Below are 20,876 nucleotides of genomic sequence, written 5' to 3'. Positions count from 1 at the left end.
TCGGCAGAATGAGTGTAGAAAAGTTGCTACGAAAGAAGGCGAACCAGATGAATCAGGTGGAAACGGAACAGTTTGTCCGAGATGATCGGAAGGATTTGCTTGCCCTGCTTGAGATGAGATTTGGCGGAGTGCCGCAGCCTGTGCAAGAACAAATCTGCCGGCTGCAGGATCTGAACGAGCTTCAGCGCCTGATGATCGCGGCTTGCAACGCAGCGGATTGGGAAGTGTTTATGGAAGAGCTTCAGTTGGGACAAGACAGCTTCAAACTGACGGGGGAAAGGTTTAACCCGGTAAACCAGCAGGGAAAGGAGTATCTGAACAATGGCTGAACAAAAAAACAAGCTGCTTGAAGCGTTGAAATACTTGCAACGCGGAGAGGCCATTAACGAGGGATGGACCGAGGAGAGCCCCAGATCCCGGGATTGGGAGAGCCTATACCGCGGCCGCTGGCAGCATGACAAGGTCGTCCGGTCGACACATGGTGTCAACTGTACCGGTTCCTGCAGTTGGAATGTTTACGTCAAGGACGGCATTATCACCTGGGAAACACAAAAAACGGACTATCCAACCACGGGAGTCGACTTCCCCGAGTATGAACCCAGGGGCTGCCCGCGCGGGGCAAGCTTTTCCTGGTATACCTATAGCCCGATCCGGGTGAAGTATCCCTATATCCGTGGCGATTTGTACGACATGTGGCGTGAGGAGCTGGCAGTTGTGGAGGACCCGGTTATGGCCTGGAAAAACATCGTCAGTGATCCCAAAAAGCGCGATAGATATGTCAAGGCCAGAGGGAAAGGCGGCTTCGTCCGGGCGGATTGGGATGATGCCTGTCAGATGATCGCCAGTTCTATTATCCATACCATTCAACAATACGGTCCGGATCGTGTCGTCGGCTTTAGCCCGATCCCGGCCATGTCCATGGTGAGTTATTCGGCAGGGACACGCTTCCTGTCGCTGATTGGCGGGACCATCCTCAGTTTTTATGATTGGTATGCAGACCTTCCTCCTGCCTCGCCGCAGGTTTGGGGAGAACAAACAGATGTGCCGGAAAGCGGCGACTGGTATAACACCAAGTATTTTATTATCTGGGGGACCAACATTCCACAAACCCGGTCTCCTGATGCGCATTTCATGGTGGAAGCCCGTTATAACGGCACCAAGGTGGTCGGGGTCAGCCCCGATTATGCTGAATATGAAAAGTTTGCGGACATTTGGCTGCCGGCTAAAGCCGGGACCGATGCTGCGCTTGCCATGGCCATGACCCACGTCATTCTCAAAGAATTCTACGTGGATCAGCAAGTCCCTTATTTTACGGATTACGTGAAAAAATTTACCGACCTGCCTTTCCTCGTGATTCTGGAGGAACATGCCGATGCGTTTCGTTCGGGCCGCTTCCTCCGGGCCTCCGACTTGGGAGATGCCCAGGAGTTGGCCGAATGGAAAACGGTAGTCTGGGACGCGGCATCTAGAGCGCCGATGGTTCCCAATGGCAGTCAGGGCTTCCGTTGGGATCAGGGGAGTAGATGGAACCTGGACCTCGAAAATCCTGACGGGACCGCAGTGGAACCTCTGCTGTCATTTATTGATGAAGCGGATGAAATGGCTCTCGTTGACTTTCCTTATTTTGCAGAAGTAGAAGGAGGGACGGTCCGGCGCGGGGTTCCGGTAAAGCATTTGCCGAGTGCGGAAGGCAGAACGCTCAAAGTCGTGACGGTTTACGACCTTATGATGGCTCATGTGGGCGTACCCAGACAGCAACTGCCAGGCGATTATCCGGCCGATTATAACGACCTGAAGCCCTACACTCCGGCTTGGCAGGAGGCAATTACCGGCGTTAAGAAATCCCATTGCATTCAGGTAGCGAGGGAGTTTGCCGAAAATGCGGCCAAGACGGGCGGAAAATCGATGATCGCTATGGGCGGAGGAACGAATCACTGGTATCACAGCGATCAAATCTACCGGGCCATTCTGAATCTGGTGCTGCTCACGGGCTCCCAGGGGGTAAACGGCGGTGGATGGGCCCATTATGTGGGTCAGGAAAAGGTAAGGCCGGTGGAGGGGTGGCAGCAAATCGCATTTGCGGGAGACTGGATCAAGCCTCCCCGGTTACAAAACGGAACCTCCTTCTTCTACTTCGCGACAGAGCAGTTCCGCTATGAGGCCAAGGCCAATGAAGAGCAGAAACCATCCTGGGGCGGGCGGTTTAACCATATGCATCCTGCGGATGTCAATGCGCTGGCCGTAAGGCTCGGGTGGCTGCCTTCATTCCCGCAATTCAACCAGAATTCCATTGATGTGGCCAGACAGGTTCGGGAAAAAGGGTTTTCGGACGACCAGGAGGCCGTACAGGAGATTGCAAGAATGGTTAAAGAGGGAGAACTGGATTTTGCGGTGGAGCACCCCAATGATCCGAACAATTTCCCGCGTGTCTTCTTCAACTGGCGGTCCAATCTGCTTGGCGATAGCGGTAAAGGGCATGAGTACTTTGCCAAGCATTTGATCGGGGCGGACAATCAGGTGCTGACGGACCCGAGCCATTCGTGGCGGCCGGAGACGGTAAAGACGGATGATGTTCCACCGGAAGGCAAAACCGATTTGTTCATCAGCATGGATTTCAGAATGACGAGCTCAGGGCTGTTTTCGGATATTGTGCTGCCAGCAGCGACCTGGTACGAAAAATACGATTTAAGCACGACCGATATGCATCCGTTTGTCCATCCGTTTAATGCGGCTGTTGAACCGCCTTGGCAAAGCAAAAGCGATTGGGACGCTTTTCGGGAAATTGCCAAAACATTCTCCCAATTGGCGGAGAAACATTTGCCTGCCTGCGAGGATGTTCTCATGACACCGCTCGGCCATGACAGTCCGGGTGAAATCGCCCAGGTTCACGGAAAAATCCGCGATTGGCGCAAGGGGGAGACGGAGGCAGTGCCCGGTAAAACGATGCCCCAATTTTTGTTGGTAAAGCGTGATTATCCGAATGTGTATGGAAAAATGATCACCATCGGACCGAACATTAAAAAGGGGTATGGAACAAAGGGAATTAAAATTCCCGGCGACAAGGTATACGGCCAGCTCATGAAGCGGCTGGGGGCATCGAAACATGAGGGGATCGGCAAAGGCCAGCCGGATCTGTTCCGGGATAAGCAGGTGATCGAAGCGATTCTGCTGATGTCTGGTGCCACGAACGGAGAACGGGCCGTGGAAGGCTGGCGTTCGCTAGAGGCCAAAACCGGCAAAAAGCTGGAGGACATCTCAAAACCGCGGGAAGAAGAGGCCTTCACGCTTCTGGATATTACTGCGCAGCCCCGGCATACGATCTCAACTCCGGTCTGGAGCGGCTTGGAGAAGGACAATCGGAGATACTCGCCTTTCACCTTAAACACGGAGTACAGCATTCCATGGCGTACTTTAACGGGCAGACAAAGCTTCTATCTGGACCATGAGATGATTTTGGATTTTGGTGAAGGGCTGCCGCTTTATTTGCCGCCACTGGAGCACATTCCTTTTTTTAAGGGTGAAAAAGAAGTGCCGACGAAAGGGAAAACGATAACGATCCGTTATTTGACCCCGCACCAAAAATGGGGAATTCATACGATGTTTACCGACACCAATCAAATGTCGACACTATTCCGCGGATGGCAGGTCGTCTGGCTGAACGAAAAAGACGGGGCTTCGATCGGGATCAAGGATAACGATTGGATTGAGGTATACAACCGGAATGGAGTCATCGCAGCAAGAGCGGTGCTGACTTACCGGATTCCAGAGGGAATCGCTTATATGTACCATGCCCAGGATCGCACACTAGGTGTGCCGGGCACCTCTATCACCAAGCAGCGCGGCGGTACCCATAACAGTGTGACCCGAATTACGATGAAGCCGACACATATGATCGGAGGCTATGCCCAATTGAGCTACGGGTTCAATTATTACGGGCCGACGGGAAGTCAGAGAGATACGATGACAATTATCCGACCGTTGAAGGAGGTAGACTGGCTTGAGGATTAAAGCGCAAGTCGCCATGGTCATGAACCTGGACAAATGCATCGGCTGCCATACCTGTTCGGTGACCTGTAAGAACACGTGGACCAATCGGCCCGGAACGGAATACATGTGGTACAACAATGTGGAAACCCGGCCAGGTCCCGGTTACCCCCGGGCATGGGAAGACCTGAGGAAATTTAAAGGCGGGTGGGTTCTGCGCAACGGAAAGCTGGCACTCCGGGCAGGGGGCCCGATCACCAAGCTGGCGAATATTTTTTACAATCCGAATATGGCCAGCCTGGACAACTTCTATGAGCCGTGGACCTATGATTACGATAGCTTGATTCATAGCCCTAAGCGGAAGAATCTTCCGGTCGCGCGGCCCGTATCCCTCATTACCGGCGAATATATGGACAAGCCGGAATGGGGCCCGAACTGGGATGACGATCTGGCCGGCGGAAGCGAGATTGTACCTATGGACCCGAATGTCAAGCAGCTTCAGGAACACATCGCCATGGAGTATGAGAAGACGTTCATGATGTACCTGCCCCGCATTTGCGAGCATTGCCTGAACCCTTCTTGCGTGGCTTCCTGTCCATCAGGAGCTTTGTACAAGCGGGAGGAGGACGGCATCGTGCTTGTGGATCAAGAAGCCTGCCGGGGGTGGAGATTCTGTACCAATGGCTGCCCCTACCATAAGGTATACTACAACTGGAATACGCACAAAGCGGAAAAATGCAATTTCTGCTACCCGCGGACAGAAGCGGGCCTGGCCACGGTTTGCTCGGAAACCTGTGTGGGCCGGATCCGCTATATCGGCGTCGTCTTTTATGACGCAGATCGGGCCAAGGCGGCCGCTTCCGTGGAGAATCCACAGGATTTGTATGAATCCCAGCTTTCGGTGTTCCTTGACCCCTTCGAACCGGAAGTGATCAAGGAGGCGAGAAGAAGCGGGATCAACGATTCCTGGATCGATGCGGCACAGCGCTCGCCGATCTATAAGCTTGCCATGAAGTGGAAAGTTGCTCTGCCACTTCATCCGGAATACCGTACGCTCCCTATGGTGTGGTACATTCCACCGCTTAGCCCGATTATGAACCATATTGAAGAAGACGAGCTTCAGACCGATCACTATATTCCCGCTGTTGATCAGATGCGGATTCCAATGGAGTATCTGGCATCTCTGCTTACGGCAGGGGATACCTCCGTCATCCGTAGAGTGTTGCTTAAAATGACCGCCATGCGTGTACACAGACGGCAGCGAGCCGTTGGCGGCATGGATGATCTCAGGCATAGCCAGCTTTTGGGGGAGGCGGGAATTACGGTGGAGGAAATTGAAGAGATGACCCGATTGTTCGCTGTTGCCAAATATAACGAAAGGTTTGTGATTCCAACCGCCCGGAGGGAAATGGATGGCGCGAAAGAGCTTCACTACAAGCAGGGGGCCTGCAGCATCGAATCCATTACCCCGTCAAGCGCGGTCATGTCACATCTTTTTGCAAGGGAGGATCAATGATGATGGAACATAAGCCCGTTTTGCTGGCGGCCTGCGCCAGATTGCTCGGATATCCCTGTGAGGATTTTCAGGATATGAAGGAGGAATTGCTTGCAGCTGTCCAAGAGGAAATGAAGGATAATGAGCTGGCGAGCAGGTTTGGACAGGCGGCCGAGTTCATCTTCTCGGTTCCTCCCAAGGAGCTTCAGGAAATTTATGTTTGGACGTTCGATTGGAAGGAAAAGACCGGACTCTATCTGACCGCTCATGAATTGGGGGACAGCCGGGAACGTGGGGCAGCTCTGATTCTGCTTCAGCATATTGTCCGGGATGCGGGTTTTATGATGCCGAGCGGGGAACTGTGCGACTTCATTCCGCTGCTGTACGAGCTGCTGGCGGTAAGGTCCGACAATGTTCATGTGCGCGCGCTTGAACTCCGGCTAGCCGCAGCCACAGAGCGGATTCGGAAGCATCTGTCTGAAGACAGCCCCTATTCCGGGTTGTTGAACTTTCTGATGACCGATGTTTTCGAGGTCCCTACGGAAGAAGAGATTCGCATGCTGGAGAGCAAGCGGGAGAGCGCCGATCTGGATGAACTGCCTTACCCTATCTTGTTTGGCATGGACGGTATGGCTCGTAGTGATTCGGATTTACCCATTTACAAAACGTGCAATGGAATGGAGGTATAATGATGACTGGTATCTTTTGGTGGGTCGTGTTTCCCTATCTCACCTTGGCGGTGATGATCTTCGGCTTGCTCTATCGGTTTGCTTTTCGTCAAGTCAGCTGGACGGCACCTTCCACGGAGATTTTTGAAAAAAAATGGCTCAGAATCGGTTCGACTGTGTTCCATTACGGGATTATTTTCGCGTTTGTTGGCCATATCATGGGTGTGTTGATCCCGCGCAGTGTTTATCATTTCTTCGGCATATCCGATGAGACCTATCATATATTTGCGATCGCGGGGGGCGGATTTGCCGGCCTGATGGTCGTCAGCGGTCTGGTTCTTCTGCTCGTGCGTAAAATCCTTAACCGCCGGGTAAGGGCCCATGCGGGTTTTGGCGATTATTTTGCAGTGATTTTAGTTCTGATCATCGCTGCCATCGGCACCTATATGACCCTTGTGTATAATACGACCGTGGTGACCTATGAATACCGTACGACCATCGGGCCTTGGTTTCGCAGCCTATTCACCTTCAATCCGCAATACGGGCTGATGGCTATGGTTCCTTTCGTGTTTCAGCTTCACATCATCCTGGCGTTTCTTCTGTTCGCTTCCATTCCGTTTACCCATCTGGTCCATATGTTTTCCTTTCCCGCACGTTATCCGGCGAGAGCTCCGCAGCAGTACCGTTCCAGAAACAGTTACCGGAGACGGGAGAGAACCTGATTGGGCCAATTATAGAAACAAACCGCTAAACACAGGGATATGCCCTACATGTTTGGCGGTTTTTTTATGGTTATTTTATGCTGGCTCAGCTTAGGCGCTTATTGTAGTCGTCACTGTGATGTTGTTGACAGAGGTTGAGGAGGCACTTGTGCTAGGGAAGAGTCACTAATGGGGTTGAAGGTACTCTGTAGGGACATTAGGTTTCATGATAGAATATATGAATGGGTGAAAAAGGGAGGTTTATGGTTTTTGCGCAATTGAATACTATTCATATGCTCTCTTTTTTTGTTGCCTATGGTATACAGAATCGACATGATGGATTTGTCATTGGGATCGTCAAGGACTGAGGCCAAACGGCCATAATGAGCTGAACATGGAGGGGATCAAAACCCCGGTGTTTAGCTTTTTACTACGTGCAGAAGGTATTTATGAATTGTACGAATTATTTTATCAATAATGGTAAAATGGTGCTGCCGGTTAAACGTCAGAATGTTTCTGAACGTTTATGGCTGAATTCCTATGTAAAAAGAATGGATTTACATAAAAATGGCTATCCTTTCCTTACAATGTAAACGCAACCATGATGATAGGAGCAGGAATTCACCATTTTGTAAAAAAAAGAAGTCGAGATGAAGTTTTTTGAAGTTTTTTGAATAAAAATGATTGTTTTTTGTAGAGTTTGTGGTACGATATGAACAGTTGGAGGAATGAAGATGCTGACGGAAGAAAGATACAAGTTAATAATACAGCGCTTACAAGAATGTGGTGTTGTAAAATTGCAGGAATTAGCTGATCTGTTGGGAGCTTCTGAGTCAACGATTCGGCGTGATTTGATAGATCTTGAAGGCCGTCAGTTGCTAAAGCGGATTCATGGTGGGGCAACCTTGCTGAATCAAAAAAGTCAGGAACCTGGCATGGACGAAAAAACATTCAAAAACGTTCAACAAAAAAATGTAGTCGCCCGTATGGCAGCCAAAGAAATTTTGGATGGCGAATGTATTTATCTGGATGCGGGAACAACAACGATGGCGATGATTCCTTACATTGAAGCTAAAGACGTGACGGTCGTGACGAATGGACTATCCCACGTAGAAGCACTGGTAAGCAAGCGAATCAGAAGCTATCTGCTGGGAGGGATGATGAAAACTCATACCAAAGCCGTAATCGGGAGTATTGCCCTGCAGAATTTGGACAATTTTCGATTCGACAAGTGCTTTCTCGGAACGAACGGGGTAGATGTGGAAATGGGGTATACCACCCCTGATCCTGAAGAGGCGCTGATTAAGCGGCGAGCCCACCAGCTGTCCGGCAAAACCTATGTGTTGGCGGATTCCAGTAAAATCGGAGAGGTTACCTTCGCCAAACTGTTTGAACTCAAGGAAGCTATCCTTATTACCGAATCGGTGCCTGAACGCTCACGCCGATCCATTGCTCAGAAAACTAAGATAATCGAGGGATAACAATGATATACACAGTAACACTGAACCCTTCTATTGATTATATCGTGGAAGTTGACGACTTGAAGCTTGGTGATTTGAACCGGATGAAACGAGATTTAAAATTGCCGGGTGGCAAGGGAATTAATGTATCCCGGATACTGAACCAATTGGGCGCAGACAGCACGGCGATTGGCTTTCTCGGCGGATTCACAGGCAGGTTTATCGATGATACATTACGGGAAGAATCCATTAAAACTGATTTTGTAATCATCGAAGACGATACGCGAATCAACATAAAGCTCAAGCATGGCGACGAAACGGAAATTAACGGCTTGGGACCTGCGATTCGTGAGCAGGAGGCGAATGCGTTGGTTCAGAAGCTGTCGGGTCTCCAGAAAAATGACATTGTCGTCTTGTCAGGAAGTATCCCACCGTCACTTGGAGGAGACTTCTATAGTCGGTTGATTAGTGTATGCCAGCAAACCGGGGCTGAATTCGTCATCGACACCACAGGTGAGGCGCTGATGAAGGCACTGGTCCATAAGCCGCTGCTCGTCAAGCCGAATCACCATGAGCTGGCTGAGTTGTTTGGCGTAACTATTCATTCAAAGGAGGAGATCGTCACTTACGGCCGTAAGCTGCTGGAAGCAGGTGCAAAAAATGTACTGATTTCCATGGCAGGAGAAGGGGCATTGTTCATTACGGCAGATGAAGTGTATCACGCAAATGTACCAGCAGGAACGGTTAAAAATTCTGTAGGCGCAGGTGATTCAATGATTGCTGGATTCGTGGGTACGCTGGCTCTGCTCGGCGATCCGATCGAGGCATTCCGTGCAGGAGTGGCATCCGGAAGCGCAACCGCGTTCTCCGATGATCTGGCTACTAGAGAGAAAATTGAACAATTACGGCCGCAAGTCACGATTTCAAATTGGTAATCCGGCTACATCACGAGCTTATTATGCGTGTGTCCACACGCTGACCGAACTTAGGAGAGTGTGAAAAATGAGAATAACAGACCTGATGATTAAAGAAACGATGATCATGGATTTGCAGGCTACGACAAAAGACGGGGCGATTGAGGAACTTATCGCCAGTCTCGAAGCAAGTGGCCGCATTAATGACCGGGCATTGTTCAAGGAAATGATTTACAAACGCGAAGCAGAATCCAGCACCGGAATAGGTGGCGGCATTGCGATGCCGCATGCCAAAACCAAAGCTGTGAATGAAGCGACCGTGGTTTTTGCCAAAAGCAGTAAAGGCGTAGAATTCGAATCGCTGGATGGTGAGCCTGCAAAAGTGTTTTTCATGATTGCAGCTCCAGAGGGTGCAGCTAATACACATCTTCGTACACTCGCAGCTCTTTCCCGGCTGCTAATTGATACCGATTTCATCGACAAGTTGATGAAAACGCAAACACCGGACGAAGTGTCGAAGCTGTTTGATGCCAAGCAAGCGGAAGAAGAAGCAGCTAAAGAAGCAAAAGAGGCGAAGAAAGAGGCTGCCAAAGCACAGAAAACGCCGGCTGTTATCGTTGGTAACCCGAATTCAGACGAGTTTGTGGTTGCAGTGACCGCCTGCCCTACAGGTATCGCGCATACGTTTATGGCTGAAGACGCTCTCATTAAGAAAGCGACAGAGATGGGTGTAAACATCCGGGTAGAAACGAATGGCTCAGAAGGTGCGCAAAATGTACTGACAGCGGATGAAATTCGTCGTGCCAAAGGTGTAATCGTCGCAGCTGACAAAAAGGTTGAAATGGACAGATTTGACGGCAAGCCCGTTCTGCAAAGACCAGTAAGTGACGGTATCCGTAAATCTGAAGAGTTGATCCGCAAAGCACTCAATGGCGATGCTCCAATTTACCGCAGCCAAGGTAAGGGGAACGCGGAGGAAGCAAAAGCGGAAAAAACCAGTGTCGGCAGTAAAATTTACAAGGATCTAATGAACGGTATCTCCCATATGTTGCCGTTCGTTGTAGGCGGCGGGATTTTGCTGGCTATTTCCTTCCTGTTCGAACAGGTATTGGGAACAGAAAATTCGATCGTCAAGCTGTTGCAAACGATTGGTGGCGGAACAGGTGCGTTCCACTTCCTGATTCCGATACTGGCCGGGTTTATCGCGATGAGTATTGGGGATCGTCCGGCACTGATGCCAGGTATGGTTGGCGGTCTGATGGCCGTTAACTCGAATGCAGGCTTCCTTGGCGGTCTGGCAGCAGGTTTCCTGGCTGGTTATGTGGTTATCTTCCTGCGCAAGGCTTTGGCAGGTCTGCCAAAAGCGCTGGAAGGCTTAAAACCAATCCTGTTATATCCGGTATTTGGACTCCTCATTGCAGGCGCGATTGTGTTCTATGTGTTTGATCCGATTTTCGGCGGTATTAATACATGGCTTGTCAATGTTCTGAACAATTTGGGTACGGGTAATGCAGTTATTCTGGGTCTTATTCTGGGCGGAATGATGGCGATTGATATGGGCGGACCTTTCAACAAGGCGGCTTACGCATTTTCAATCGGTGTCTTTACTTCCAGTGGCAACACAAACGGGGCTATGATGGCTGCTGTTATGGCGGGCGGTATGGCACCTCCGCTGGCAATCGCACTTGCTACAACGTTCTTCAAAAATAAATTTACCGAGCAAGAGCGCAAGTCTGGTTTGACGAACTATGTGCTCGGTTTGTCCTTTATTACAGAAGGTGCCATTCCGTTCGCAGCTGCTGACCCGCTGCGCGTACTAACCTCTTGTATTGTAGGTTCAGCCATTGCTGGTGGTCTGACGCAGCTCTGGCAAATCAATCTTCCAGCTCCGCATGGCGGTATCTTTGTAGCAGCTCTTGCCAATCATGCCTTGCTATTCTTGCTTGCAGTGGCGATTGGCTCCGTGGTTTCCGCGCTCATTCTGGGATTGTGGAAAAAAACGCTCAAAGCGAATTAACTGATATGACAGCTTCATAGTCTTCTTAAACACAAAACCGCTAAACACTCATAAATCGAGATGTTTAGCGGTTTTTTGGCATGATTGTATTGTTATTTTTGGTCGAAAGCTGTATAATAAAGGTAATTGAGTGAAGAGCTAGTGCTCTTCGGGATTGTTACTGGTCGGCAGGCGATACCCAAATAATGACTAATTTATTTAGTCGTTATTTGGGTTTTTTTTGTTACTATAAACTTTTTCATTAATTAACGAGGTGAGCAGATAGATGATCATCCGGCAAATATTTAATAACAATGTCATTCGGGCCGAGAATCAGGTAGGCCATGAATTTGTTGTCATCGGAAATGGTCTGGGCTTTAAAAAGAAACATGGTCAGAGAGTCGATGTGGAAAAAATAGAAAAAACCTTTGTGCTAAAGTCGGATAAGATTCCGCAAAAATTAATTGATCTCATTGGAGAAACATCTGTAGAGTTTTTGAAAGTAGCAGATGAAATTGTAGGAAACGCGAAAAAAGAAATGGGAGATATCTTTAGTGTTAACATTTATATCTCTCTGATTGACCATATTCAATTTGCCATATCCCGCTATCGAAAGTCAGTCGGTCTTAAAAATTCGCTTTTGTGGCAAATTAAAAAATTTTACAAAAAAGAATTTATGATTGGGATGGGCGCGCTGGATATCATTGATGCTCAATTTGGCATTCAAATGGATGAGCATGAAGCGAGCTTTATTGCCATGCATTTTGTAAATGCAAGACAAGACGGTCAGGAAATGAGACAAACGGTAGAAATTACAGAGATCATTGATGATATTTTTAATATCGTAACCGATTACTATGAGCTGGAGCTGGATGAAACTTCATGTAACTATTCCCGTTTTATTACTCATTTGCAATACTTTGCACAAAGATTGCTGAGTAATGAACAAGAGCAACGGGCTTCGGGTGACAACTTTTTGTATGAGCAGGTCAAAGATAAGTATGCGAAGGCTTTTCAGTGTACCCATTTAATTAATCAGTATTTGGAATTAAAGCATGAAAGTGCCATGTCGATTGACGAAAAAGTGTATCTGACGATTCATATACAACGTGTAACCACTAGAAAAGATATGGTTGATTCTTAGAAAAAAATGCTTGCAAACGATTTCAGAGTGATTTATAGTAGGCTCACAACTTAAATATAAGGATTGTTACTGGCTAAGCAGGCGATACCTAAACGAATGGCAGAGATCATTTTCTTTGATCTTAATGGCCTTTCGTTTAGGTATTTTTTTGTTTTCAGGCAATCTGACCAAAAGGAGAATGAACATGGATCATAAGAAAATGAGCGATGATATCGTACGTCTTGTCGGAGGTGAAGAAAATATCAATGGGCTTGTCCATTGTGCTACACGTCTCAGATTTGACCTGAAAGATTCAAGAAAGGCCAAAAGAGAGGAACTGGAGAAGCACGAAGGCATTATTACCGTTGTCGAAAGCGGGGGGCAATTTCAAGTGGTTATTGGGAGTCACGTTGCCTATGTATATACGGAGATCATGAAAAACAGGGATTTTGGCTCGGATACCCAAGCAACTAGTGAACCAAGTGGAAAGAAGACATCGGTTGTATCTAAGATCTTTGAAGTTATTTCCGGCAGTTTCTCCCCGCTGATTTCGGCGATGGCTGGCTCGGGTATACTGAAAGCACTCCTGACTGTTCTGACCATGCTGGGGTGGATGTCTGCGACAAGTGATACCTACCTGATCCTGTCCGCTGCGGGGAATGCTGTATTTTACTTCTTGCCGATTTTGCTCGGGATCACGCTCGGTATCAACCTGAAGGCGAACCCTTACGTAGCCGGTGTTATTGGTGCAGCCCTGATGGAACCCAATTTTACGGGGCTGATGGACAAAGGTTCTGATGTATCATTTCTGGGAATACCGGTCGTCATGATGGATTATTCGTCCAGCGTTTTTCCGATCTTCATATCTATCAGCATATATGCCTTTGTGGATAAGCTTTTGAAGAAGATTATTTTTAAGGATTTACAGCTGTTTTTAGTTCCAATGCTAGCTTTGATGATTATGGTTCCGCTGTCTGTGATCGCATTCGGACCCTTCGGTACAACGGTAGGCGATTGGATTTCGTCAGGGGTGACATGGTTAATTGGTGTAAGCGGCATTTTGTCAGGGATAGTTCTTGGCGGTTTTATGATGTTTATGGTCGTCTTCGGACTTCACTGGGGTTTAGCACCGATCTCGATTCACAATATCGGCCTTGGTGGTGATCCGATTGAGGCGATGGCCGCCGCCGCCGTATTTGCTCAAGCTGGTGTCGCATTTGGTGTTTTCCTGAAGGCGAAAAAAGATAAAACGCTTAGAACCCTTGCGGGTTCGGCGAGTATTACAGGGTTGCTGGCTGGTGTGACAGAGCCAATCATATATGGTCTGGTGCTTCGTTTTAAACGTGTTATACCGATTGTTATTATCGCAGGGGCTACAGGCGGAGCTATTAATGGACATTTTGGAGTAAAAATGACAGCTTATGTTTTTCACAACATTTTTGCTATTCCAGTTTATGCTCCAACCTTGGTTTACATTATTGCAATTGCGTGCTCATTTACGGTGGCAACGGTACTGACCCTTACTTTTGGGTATGAAAGCAGAGGGAAAAGAAAGACTTCGGAAACGGTTGATTCCACAAAAGTGGAAGAATCTGTGCCAGTTGTTACAGCAAGCAAGGCTGTTGACATCAAGAAGGAAACCATATACAGCCCCATCACAGGCAAGATTGCACCGCTAAGACAAGTTAACGATTCTGCGTTTTCTACAGGTGCTATGGGAAAAGGTTTAGCCATTGAACCGTCTGCAGGTGAGGTTGTAGCGCCGATAGATGGAGTTGTAACCTCACTGTTCCCCACGGGACACGCTATTGGTTTGACTACCCATGCGGGCACGGAGATATTGATTCATGTTGGAATTAACACGGTAGCCCTGAAAGGCAAGTTTTTTAATCCGGCAGTTCAAGAGGGAGATATCGTAAAACAAGGGGACCTGTTGATCCAATTTGATAGAGAGCAGATTATAGAAGCAGGATACGAAATCGTCACACCTATCATCGTCACACAGACGAAAAATAAAGTGGACATGTTTGAGACAAATCTGGAGCAAATTCAGAAAAATGACGTCTTGTTAACATTAGTTGTGTGATGCAGAAAAGTGCCGACATCACCCACATGAATTACGATCATGAGCAGGATATAACGATAACTGGAGGGACTATATTATGAAACATTACCAATTGAAAGCATTTCCCGAAAACTTTTTCTGGGGAGGTTCGACTTCGGCTTATCAAGTGGAGGGCGCATGGAACGAAGATGGAAAAGGCCCATCGGTCATTGACATGGCTAATCATGTGGAAGGGGTCACTGATTTTAAGGTAACAAGTGATCATTACCATATGTTCAAAGAAGACATAGCTTTGATGGCTGAAATGGGCTTTAAGGCGTATCGGTTCTCGATTGCATGGACACGTATTTATCCGCAAGGCGCAGGTGAAGTTAATCAGAAGGGAATTGCATTCTACAGATCCTTAATAGACGAACTCTGTAAATATGGTATTGAACCGATTGTTACTATGTATCATTTTGATCTTCCCTATGCCCTTGAAGAACGAGGCGGATGGTCGAACCGGGAGACTATTGATGCCTTCGAGCAGTATGCCAAAACGTTGTTTGAGAACTTTGGAGACAGGGTGAAATATTGGCTAACCATTAATGAGCAAAATATGCTGATTCTCCATCCCGGTGCTATTGGCACATTAGATACAAGTCTGGGAAATCCGCAGAAGGTACTGTACCAACAAAATCATCATATGCTGGTAGCGCAAGCGAGAGCCATGGTATTGTGCCATGACATGCTGCCTAACGCGAAAATTGGACCAGCGCCGAATATTGGGGTCATTTATCCGGCTAGTTCCAAGCCGGAAGATACACTGGCGGCGGATAACTATGCGGCCATTCGAAACTGGCTCTACCTGGATATGGCCGTATTGGGCCGCTACAATCACATTGCCTGGAGCTATTTGATCGAGAAAGGATATGAGCCTGTCATTGAGGAAGGAGATATGGAAATTTTAGCGAAGGGGAACCCGGACTTTATCGCATTTAATTACTATACCTCTCAAACCGTAGGAGAAAGTTTAGATGATGGAAATGATTTTTCACATACAGGAGATCAGCATGAAATTGTGGGTGAACCGGGAGCATACCGAGGTTCCGTGAACCCCAATCTGCAAACGACGGAGTTTGGCTGGGAAATTGATCCGGTCGGTTTTAGATCCACGTTACGTCAAATCTATTCTCGCTACCATTTGCCTTTAATCGTGACAGAGAATGGCTTGGGAGCTTTTGACAAGCTTGAAGAAGGCGATGTAGTAAATGATCCTTATCGTATTGACTTTTTCAAGAAACATATCGAGCAGATTCAATTGGCTATGACAGATGGCGTAGAAGTATTTGGTTTCTGTCCGTGGTCTGCGATTGATCTTGTCAGTACTCATCAAGGCTCCAGTAAGCGTTACGGGTTTATCTATGTTGATCGGGAGGAGTTTGATCTCAAAGATTTGCGTCGTATTCGTAAACAAAGCTTCTATTGGTATCAAAAGCTGATTGCCACGAATGGTGAAATTCGTTAATTATGTACTATATAATAAAGAAAACACAAATCGAGAGGACATCAAGCCTTGACCCTACAACAATTAAAATATGTCATCGAGGTTGCCAATCGTGGCTCCATGAATGAGGCGGCGAAGCGGTTGTTCATTTCCCAGCCCAGTCTGTCGAACGCGATTCGAGATCTGGAGGAAGAAATTCATATCACTATTTTTGAGCGTACCAATAAAGGGATTTCTTTGTCCAAGGAAGGCGTGGAATTCCTCGGATATGCGCGCCAGGTTGTTGAACAGGCGGAGCTGCTGGAAAACCGCTATCTGGATGCCAAGCCTTCACCACAGCATTTTGCCGTGTCCTCACAGCATTATGCTTTTGCCGTAAATGCATTCGTTAACCTGGTGAATCAATATGGACAGGATGAATATGAGCTGGCTTTGCGGGAGACGAAGACCCATGAAATCATACAGGACGTCAAAAGCTTGCGCAGTGAGATCGGAATCCTGTATCTGAACGAATTTAATGCCAAGGTCATTCACAAGCTGCTAAAAGATGCGAACCTGCAATTTAACAGCCTGTTTACGGCGAAGCCGCATATTTTTATCAGCAGTAAAAACCCGTTGTCCCGGTTATCGGTGGTAACCATCGACCAGCTTCGCCCCTATCCGTATTTGTCTTTTGAGCAAGGGGAGTATAATTCCTTTCACTTTTCCGAGGAGATTCTCAGCACATTGTCGCACCCCAAAAGCATCCGTGTCAACGACCGGGCGACCCTCTTTAACCTGCTGATTGGCTTGAACGGCTATACCATTTCTACCGGGGTCATCAGTGCGGATCTGAATGGAAACGAGATTATTTCCGTGCCTTTGGAATGCGATGAGTCTATTAATGTGGGATGGATTTGTCATAAAAACGTTGCGCTCTCCAAGCTGGCTACCGTTTATGTAGAAGCGCTGCATGAGGCTATAGGGGAATAAAAGGTGGGGTATAGCTTTAGGCTATAACTAGCTATAGTTTATTGGAGTTACCTTATAGCTGAAAATGTATGTTATCTTTCTTTCAAGAACTTCAATACCGAAGGCAAAAAGGAGATAACCCAAATGAGCAGCATCCTTGACAATGCATCCCAACGTAAAGTGACCCCTTTCAGACATGATATGGTTGGCAGCTTTCTGCGCCCGCAAGCCATTAAAGACGCCAGAATTCAATTTCAAAATAACGAAATTTCTGCGGATGAGCTGAGAAAGATTGAGGACAACGAAATTATCAAGCTGGTAGAAAAACAAAAATCGGTAGGGCTGAAAGCCGTGACAGACGGCGAATTCAGACGCTCCTGGTGGCATCTTGATTTTATGTGGGGCCTGGACGGTGTGGAAAAGGTACAGATATCCAACGGCTACCAGTTTCAAGGCGTGGAAACCAGAGCGGAAACCGCACGCCTGTCCGGTAAAATTGGACATTCCCGTCACCCTTTTATTGCAGATTTCAAATTCCTGAAACAAGCAGCAGGTGAGGATGCCATTGCACGTCAAACGATCCCTGCACCAGCACAGTTTCTGGCTGAGCTGTTGCGTGGAGAGAATAAAGAAACGACGGACATCTATTACAGCAACCTGGATGAGCTGGTAACGGATATCGCCAAAGCTTACAAATCCGTGATCCAAGCGTTGTATAATGAGGGCTGCCGCAGCTTGCAGCTGGATGATTGCACATGGGGCATGCTCTGCGATAAAAACTATTGGGAAGCCAGACAGCACGCAGGTGAAAATGTGGAAGAAACCAAAAAGCTGTTCGCTCGCGTGAATCAGGAAACTGTAAACGATCTCCCGGCTGACTTGGTCGTTACGACTCATGTATGCCGTGGTAACTATCATTCCACCTGGGCGTCCTCCGGTGGCTATGAGCCTGTTGCCGAAACCCTGTTCGGTATCGACAATATCGACGGCTACTATCTCGAATTCGATACCGACCGTGCAGGCGATTTCACTCCGCTCAAGCATCTGAAAGACCAGCAGGTCGTACTGGGCCTCGTTTCTTCCAAAACAGGAGAGCTGGAAGACAAGCAGACAGTCATTAACCGCATCAAGGAAGCAACTCAATTTGTCGATATTAATCACATCTGCCTCAGCCCGCAATGCGGCTTTGCTTCCACAGAAGAGGGCAATATTTTGACGGAAGAGCAGCAGTGGAAAAAACTTGCCTTCATTAAAGAGATTGCGGACGAGCTTTGGAAGTAAGGATTTAGAGGGATTGATTGGATAGGTTCTTTAAACTAAAGATTCCGTTATCAAAAAAACACGCCACATGGGGCGTGTTTTTATTTTGGCGTGAGACTTAGCTGAATTTCATAATTAATATTAAAAATGGTATAAAATACCTTATACATAGAGGAAAATAGGAGATGTAGCATCCCCATTTATTTCTTGCGTTTGAGCCTATCCTGTAGAGGGCATACCTATTTTGTAGAATTATTACCTCACTCCCTACAGGTCACACTATTGATTTTACAGGAGCCGCTTGCCTTACGCATATAAGTAAAAGATGACAACTTCAGTCCAATACATCTGCCGACATCACAACAAAGATTGGATTCAACAGCTATGATATGGCTCATAATTTTCATTTATAATGAGCACAAGGAGGCTCATAAGATGTTTGACCACAAGTCATTGCAATTGCTAACTCAGATGGTTAACTATCCGAAGTTGTCAATTCCGGAGTTGAGACTTCAATTGAATTTATCGCCTCGACAGTTTGAATATACACTGAATAAATTAAATGACGGACTGGTTGAGTTGGGTTTACCTAAGATTGAAGTGATTGAAATGGGGTTTAAGATTGACGAACGAGTTAAGAGATATTGGAAAAATGAGGAATTATCACTTAGTCGCAAGCAACTGGTTTTTCAAGAGAATGAACGACTGTATTTAATTTATTTATACACGTATATCCGGCGGGAGCCGATTTCGACCGTTCATTATCAGTCTTTGCTCCAGGTAAGCAGGAATACGGCCTTGGCAGATGTCAAAAAGCTACGTGCGCTTTGTCAGGGAGAAGGTGTCAAGTTAGATTATAACCGAACGGACGGTTTTAAATTGGAGGGAGAAGAGCGTCATAAGCGTCGATTTGCGTCGATATGCATTGGGACACTATTGCAGCTACCGATGGGACGCCCGGGTATCAAGCAGGTGATAGATAGTTGGAAATATGAAGATGCGAGTACAACGATTAAGCAGCAATTAACCGATATGGCTCATGAGTATCAGGTCGTCTTTGTGGGCAACAGGTTGGATCAACTTATATATGAGCTGTTGTTTCTGCAATTCCGCTATGGGCGTAATGCACTGTTTTTGCCCGCTAAGCAAACAGAGTTAATACAACAACAACCACTCTATCTGATGGGCAAGAAATTATCCGCTTATTTGTTTAATGAAGTGAATGAGATGGAGATCGTATATCTAACGATTCAATTATTGTCGGCTACGCAGGGCGTGCCCCATATGTATCCCAGTGAAGAGCTGAGTTATGTATCTGACGAAATTATCGGGGAAGTAGAACGACTGACCCTAGTACCCTTTAAAGAAAAGCCTGTTTTGCAATCGATCTTGTACAAGCATTTGGTACCAGCTTACTTTAGGATTATGTGTGAAGTGCCTTTATCTAATCCTTTAATTGACACTATCAAAGCAGAACATGGTGCCCTGTTCAAACTGGTCAAGCAAGCGTTGAAGCCATTGTCTGATTTTACAGGGGAGTGGATTTCGGATGAAGAGGTTGGATACTTTACCATTTTGTTCGGGGGGCATGTCCGCAGATTAGAACCCGAACCTAAAGTATACCGGGCTACAATTGTATGTCCAAACGGGATCAGTTCCTCCATGATGTTACGGACGCAATTGTGTCAGCTATTTCCGGGAGTGCATTTTACGGAATCACATTCAGTTGCGGAATTAAAACAGATATCTCCAGATAGCTATGACATGATTTTTTCTACTATTTATTTGGAATCATCCAAACCTGTTTACTTGACTCGCCCATTATTAACCGCATTAGAAGAAGATTATTTGCAGCAAGCTGTTGCTGCTGATTTTGAATTGCCCGTTCCCTCTGTTGTACCCATAGATGAATTAATGGCTACCATACGGAAACATGCCACGATTAAAAACGAAAAAGCACTTTATACAGATTTAACAAATCATTTACGACAGATGCGTTCAATTGAAAGGAGTCATTCCCCTATGTTGTCCGAGCTTTTAACTGTAGATAAAATTCAATTCACGGATGCTCCCCTGGATTGGAAGGAAGCGATTCAACTAGCAGCCAAACCATTGGAGGAACAGAACTATATTACACCTGATTATACACAGGCAATGATTAACAGAGTTTTGGAAATCGGTGCTTTTATTCATGTCGGCAAAGGAATTGCTATCCCACATGCACGGCCGGAACAAGGTGTGCAGAAATTGGGGATGTCGCTGTTGCGAGTGAAAAAACCGGTGTTGCTGCTTGATCAGCCGGAGCATGCGATTGATATGTTTATTTGCCTGGCGGCGATTGACAATAAGTTGCACTTAAAGGCGCTGACGGAATTGACTTCGTTTCTGGTCAACGACGATTCGTTAAACCGTTTGAAAGAAGCTACAACAGCGGACGAAATTATAGCCATGATGCAAAAAAAAGGAGACGATAAAAAATGAAAATTTTAACAGTTTGCGGTTCTGGTCTGGGAACAAGCTTTATGGTGGAAATGAATATTAAGCAGCTATTGAATGAGATGGGCGTAGATGGTGTGGAAGTAGATCATTCCGATCTGGGTTCCGCTACGCCTGGGAGCGCAGATGTGTTTTTTCTTGCCAGAGACATTGCTGAAGGCGGAGCGAGCCTAGGTGATGTGGTCGTTCTGGAAAACATTATCGATCTCGAGGAATTACGCACAAAACTAACAGCAGTCTTACAAGATAAAAATCTATTGTAAGGAGAATTGGCCCA

At 47.0% G+C, this 20,876-nt stretch carries 15 protein-coding genes; all 15 read left to right on the top strand.

The genetic code is table 11. From position 1 onward, the window contains the following. Positions 1–8: 8 nt before the first annotated feature. The 15 genes from KQI_RS0121995 (at position 9) to KQI_RS0121915 (ending at position 20,862) form a co-directional block, all read left to right on the top strand. Positions 9–329: a hypothetical protein gene (locus tag KQI_RS0121995; RefSeq protein WP_241763991.1), complete on the top strand. Its 321-nt coding sequence runs from the start codon at positions 9–11 to the stop codon at positions 327–329. Then, complete coding sequence (locus KQI_RS0121990; protein WP_010349028.1) at positions 322–4,008, top strand: nitrate reductase subunit alpha; 3,687 nt, start codon at positions 322–324, stop codon at positions 4,006–4,008. The genes KQI_RS0121995 and KQI_RS0121990 overlap by 8 nt, the downstream gene beginning before the upstream one ends. Further along, positions 3,998–5,500, top strand: a complete 1,503-nt coding sequence (narH, locus tag KQI_RS0121985; protein ID WP_010349027.1) for a nitrate reductase subunit beta — start codon at positions 3,998–4,000, stop codon at positions 5,498–5,500. Before KQI_RS0121990 ends, narH begins: the two co-directional genes overlap by 11 nt. After that, complete coding sequence (gene narJ, locus KQI_RS0121980; protein WP_010349026.1) at positions 5,500–6,168, top strand: nitrate reductase molybdenum cofactor assembly chaperone; 669 nt, start codon at positions 5,500–5,502, stop codon at positions 6,166–6,168. Before narH ends, narJ begins: the two co-directional genes overlap by 1 nt. 2 nt (positions 6,169–6,170) lie before the next feature. Further along, positions 6,171–6,869 (top strand): respiratory nitrate reductase subunit gamma, encoded by a 699-nt coding sequence (gene narI, locus KQI_RS0121975; protein ID WP_010349025.1) that lies wholly within the window; start codon positions 6,171–6,173, stop codon positions 6,867–6,869. Positions 6,870–7,582: 713 nt separating this feature from the next. Beyond that, on the top strand, positions 7,583–8,329 hold the full coding sequence (locus tag KQI_RS0121960) for a DeoR/GlpR family DNA-binding transcription regulator (protein WP_007429740.1): 747 nt from the start codon (positions 7,583–7,585) through the stop codon (positions 8,327–8,329). 2 nt (positions 8,330–8,331) lie between these two features. Further along, positions 8,332–9,243: a 1-phosphofructokinase gene (pfkB, locus tag KQI_RS0121955; RefSeq protein WP_010349024.1), complete on the top strand. Its 912-nt coding sequence runs from the start codon at positions 8,332–8,334 to the stop codon at positions 9,241–9,243. A gap of 67 nt (positions 9,244–9,310) precedes the next feature. Further along, positions 9,311–11,239 (top strand): PTS fructose transporter subunit IIABC, encoded by a 1,929-nt coding sequence (locus KQI_RS0121950; protein ID WP_010349023.1) that lies wholly within the window; start codon positions 9,311–9,313, stop codon positions 11,237–11,239. Positions 11,240–11,504: 265 nt separating this feature from the next. After that, positions 11,505–12,362, top strand: a complete 858-nt coding sequence (gene licT / locus KQI_RS0121945; protein WP_010349021.1) for a BglG family transcription antiterminator LicT — start codon at positions 11,505–11,507, stop codon at positions 12,360–12,362. A gap of 184 nt (positions 12,363–12,546) precedes the next feature. Beyond that, the gene (locus KQI_RS0121940; RefSeq protein ID WP_010349020.1) at positions 12,547–14,427 is read left to right on the top strand and encodes a beta-glucoside-specific PTS transporter subunit IIABC; all 1,881 of its coding nucleotides are present in this window, start codon (positions 12,547–12,549) and stop codon (positions 14,425–14,427) included. 76 nt (positions 14,428–14,503) lie between these two features. Beyond that, positions 14,504–15,913, top strand: coding sequence for a glycoside hydrolase family 1 protein (locus tag KQI_RS0121935; RefSeq protein ID WP_010349019.1), 1,410 nt, complete (start codon positions 14,504–14,506; stop codon positions 15,911–15,913). A gap of 48 nt (positions 15,914–15,961) precedes the next feature. Then, on the top strand, positions 15,962–16,864 hold the full coding sequence (locus tag KQI_RS0121930; protein WP_010349018.1) for a LysR family transcriptional regulator: 903 nt from the start codon (positions 15,962–15,964) through the stop codon (positions 16,862–16,864). A 123-nt stretch (positions 16,865–16,987) separates the two neighbouring features. Beyond that, positions 16,988–18,124, top strand: coding sequence for a 5-methyltetrahydropteroyltriglutamate--homocysteine S-methyltransferase (locus KQI_RS0121925; protein ID WP_010349017.1), 1,137 nt, complete (start codon positions 16,988–16,990; stop codon positions 18,122–18,124). A 414-nt stretch (positions 18,125–18,538) separates the two neighbouring features. Beyond that, positions 18,539–20,584 (top strand): BglG family transcription antiterminator, encoded by a 2,046-nt coding sequence (locus KQI_RS0121920; RefSeq protein WP_010349016.1) that lies wholly within the window; start codon positions 18,539–18,541, stop codon positions 20,582–20,584. Further along, positions 20,581–20,862: a PTS sugar transporter subunit IIB gene (locus KQI_RS0121915; protein WP_010349015.1), complete on the top strand. Its 282-nt coding sequence runs from the start codon at positions 20,581–20,583 to the stop codon at positions 20,860–20,862. Before KQI_RS0121920 ends, KQI_RS0121915 begins: the two co-directional genes overlap by 4 nt. The last annotated feature ends 14 nt before the right edge of the window (positions 20,863–20,876 follow it).

Origin of the sequence: Paenibacillus peoriae KCTC 3763 (assembly GCF_000236805.1) — a bacterium.
GTDB lineage: Bacteria > Bacillota > Bacilli > Paenibacillales > Paenibacillaceae > Paenibacillus > Paenibacillus peoriae.
This window is presented reverse-complemented; position numbering and strand designations above follow the sequence as displayed.